The sequence below is a fragment of the Campylobacter concisus genome (assembly GCF_002914195.1).
In the GTDB taxonomy this organism is placed as follows: Bacteria; Campylobacterota; Campylobacteria; order Campylobacterales; family Campylobacteraceae; genus Campylobacter_A; species Campylobacter_A concisus_M.
Window position 1 is genome coordinate 1 of sequence record NZ_PPAU01000068.1, and the last position, 486, is coordinate 486.

Here is a 486-nt window from a genome sequence, read left to right on the forward strand (position 1 = left end):
ATACTACACTATCGACACCGTTTTTAAAAAAGACCTAGACGCTGAGCTAGTTAAATTTGAAAACCAAAAGATCGAGAAGCTAACCATCCAAAATCCAGACCGCGCAAAATATATCATTGAAAATTTACAAAATGAGAAATTTAGCGTCCGTGAGATCGAGAGCAAGGATAGAAAGATCCAGCCAAGCCCGCCATTTATGACCTCAACGCTTCAGCAAAGTGCGAGCAACCGCCTTGGCTTTAGCCCTAAAAAGACGATGATGATCGCACAAAGCCTCTATGAGGGCGTGCAAACAAACGAAGGCTTCATGGGTGCGATCACCTACATGAGAACGGATAGCTTAAATTTAGCCAAAGAGGCCGTCGCAGCCGCTAGAGAGCATATCCTTCAAAACTACGGCAAAGAGTATCTGCCAGCCAAAGCGATAAGCTACACGACAAGCTCAAAAGGCGCGCAAGAAGCCCACGAGACGCTCATGAATCTCGT

1 protein-coding gene is annotated in these 486 nt (G+C 45.7%); it reads left to right on the plus strand.

The window, feature by feature from the left end; all coding sequences use genetic code 11:
- On the plus strand, positions 1-486 hold a 486-nt coding region (locus tag CYP28_RS01900; protein WP_258034128.1), incomplete at both ends, for a DNA topoisomerase.